Raw genomic sequence first — 2,134 nt, 5'->3', positions numbered from 1 at the left:
GAGCTTTCCGCCTTCGACCTCCTCGCCCCCGACTACGCCGAGCGCCTCGACCGCGCCCTGCTTCCCGCTGATGATGGCGCGACCGCGGACGCCTGACGGCCGCCGCGTGCCGGTCTCGTTCAAGCTCACCGACGCCGAGGCAGAGCTGGTCGACTCGCTGCGCGGGGAGACCGAGCGGAGCGTGTGGCTACGGGACATCGCGATAGCCGCCGCCCGCAAGATGCGGGATAACGGAATCCGGAAACGCCCCGCGCGGGGCACGCCGCCGAAAGCACCCAAGGCCCCCGAGCGGGGGACAGGCAAGGTCGAGAGCGCGTCAGACATTGCGGCCTTCTTCAGCCGCAGGAACGGAGAGCACTAATGGGACATCGCGAAGTGAAGCGCGTACCGCTCGATTTCAACTGGCCGCGCGGCGAGGTGTGGGAAGGCTTCCTGCTGCCCGAGTGGCTGCACGAGGCGAAGTGCCCGGACTGCGAGCACGGCTACTCGCCGCACGCCGAGCGCCTGCACGCCCTCTGGTACGGCTACGTGCCGTTCGACCCGGAGAGCACGGGATCGGTGCCGCTCCAGCCGTGGACTCCTGCCGTGCGCGCGTTCGCCGAGCGGAACATTGCCCGCGACCCGGAGTTCTACGGTGCCGTTAGCCGGACCGACAGGCTGCGAACGTCGGCCCGCGACGCTCACGCCGCCGGGGTACTCGATGACGCGGGGCTTGAGGACAGGCTCAGCCGGATCGCCTTCATGGAACGGCAGGACGACGACGACTACATCAACCCCGCCGATGCGGCGATCGCCCGCGAGGCAGCGCGCCTGTCGAAGATGTGGAACGGCCAGTGGTGCCATCACCTCAGCCAGGACGACGTGAACGCCCTCGTCGGACGGGGGCGGCTGATGGACTTCACCCACACGTGGTCCCGCGAGGGCGGCTGGCAGAAGAAGGACCCGGCCGTGGTCCCGACCGCCGCGCAGGTGAACGAGTGGTCGCTGAGCGGCTTCGGCCACGACAGCATCAACGCGGGCATCGCGGTCAGCGCCCGGTGCGAGCGCGAGGGCTTCGCCGACAGGTGCCCGACCTGCGGCGGCCACGGCACCACGGAGGCGTACGAGGGCCAGCGCGCCGAGGCCGAGGCGTGGGAGCCGGCTGAGCCGCCCGCAGGCGACGGCTGGCAGCTCTGGGAGACCACGACCGAGGGTTCCCCGAAAAGCCCCGTGTTCGCCACCGCAGAAGAACTCGCCGCCTGGTGCGAGGGCAACGCCACGGCGTTCGCTGACATCCGCTGGACGCGCGAGGAGTGGCTGCGGTCGTTCACCGGCGGCGACACGGGCAGCGACACGCTGATGGTCTCCGACTCGGCAGGCGTCCGAACGCTTGGCCCGCAGCCGTGAACCGCTACTACCTCACCGAGGGAGGGCACCAGTGAGCGGACTTAGCCCGGAGGGCCAACGCGCAATCGCAAGGCTGGCCCGCGACGCGGATGTCCTCGCCGCGTTCCGCAAGGTAACCGGGTGGACCGACGAGGACGTGCTCCACTACGCCTCGTGCGGCAAGTGCCAGCCGTTCTGCGTCACCTGCGTGGACTTCTGCCGCGACGCGCCGGCCTCGATCGCCATGGACGAGCACATCAGGAACGAGAAGCGAGGGGCAAGGCAGTGAGCGGGCAGCATGCCGCCGTCTACAGCCCCGAGGAAGCGGCCCGCGCCCAGATCATCGCCCTGTACCTGACCGACCGTCCCCGGTTCATCTCCACGGTGATCTCGATGGCCGCATCCAGGGGCTACGGGAGGCGCGAGGCAATCGAGTTCGCGAACGCCGTCACGGCCACCATCAGGGCAGAACTAGCAGCAGCAGCCGAGCAGGAAGACGAGGTAACGCCGTGAGCGAGCAGCAGACCGTACCGGGCGGCGCATTCACCGCGGACCACTACCGGTTCCTGCCGCTCGACGAGGCCGTGAACCCGGCCGAGGGCGGCTTCTTCATGCACTACGTCAACAAGTGGTGGGCCGTTCACCCGGACAAGGGCCTCGCGTTCTTCAACGCGCCCGGACGCCGCCGGAGCAGCAACGGGCTAGGCGCGGCGCAGTGCAACACCGACGAGCGGATCGCCCGCATGGTCTCCGCCAATGCCGCGTGGCC

Annotated in this window: 5 protein-coding genes; all 5 read left to right on the top strand. The window is 69.7% G+C overall.

Annotated elements, in window-relative coordinates; genetic code table 11:
• The coding region (locus VGH54_RS21675) for a hypothetical protein (RefSeq protein WP_414688764.1) at window positions 1–361 on the top strand (361 nt) is incomplete at its 5' end.
• Window positions 361–1,386: a hypothetical protein gene (locus VGH54_RS21670; RefSeq protein ID WP_331514152.1), complete on the top strand. Its 1,026-nt coding sequence runs from the start codon at window positions 361–363 to the stop codon at window positions 1,384–1,386. The genes VGH54_RS21675 and VGH54_RS21670, both read left to right, overlap by 1 nt.
• Before the next feature lie 31 nt (window positions 1,387–1,417).
• A complete protein-coding gene (locus VGH54_RS21665) occupies window positions 1,418–1,654 on the top strand; it encodes a hypothetical protein (protein WP_331514151.1) in 237 nt (78 codons plus the stop codon).
• Window positions 1,651–1,878, top strand: coding sequence for a hypothetical protein (locus VGH54_RS21660; RefSeq protein WP_331514150.1), 228 nt, complete (start codon window positions 1,651–1,653; stop codon window positions 1,876–1,878). The genes VGH54_RS21665 and VGH54_RS21660 overlap by 4 nt, the downstream gene beginning before the upstream one ends.
• On the top strand, window positions 1,875–2,134 hold a 260-nt coding region (locus VGH54_RS21655; RefSeq protein WP_331514149.1), incomplete at its 3' end, for a hypothetical protein. The genes VGH54_RS21660 and VGH54_RS21655, both read left to right, overlap by 4 nt.

It is taken from the genome of Mycobacterium sp., from assembly GCF_036488105.1.
Classification (GTDB): Bacteria; Actinomycetota; Actinomycetes; order Mycobacteriales; family Mycobacteriaceae; genus Mycobacterium.
This window is presented reverse-complemented; position numbering and strand designations above follow the sequence as displayed.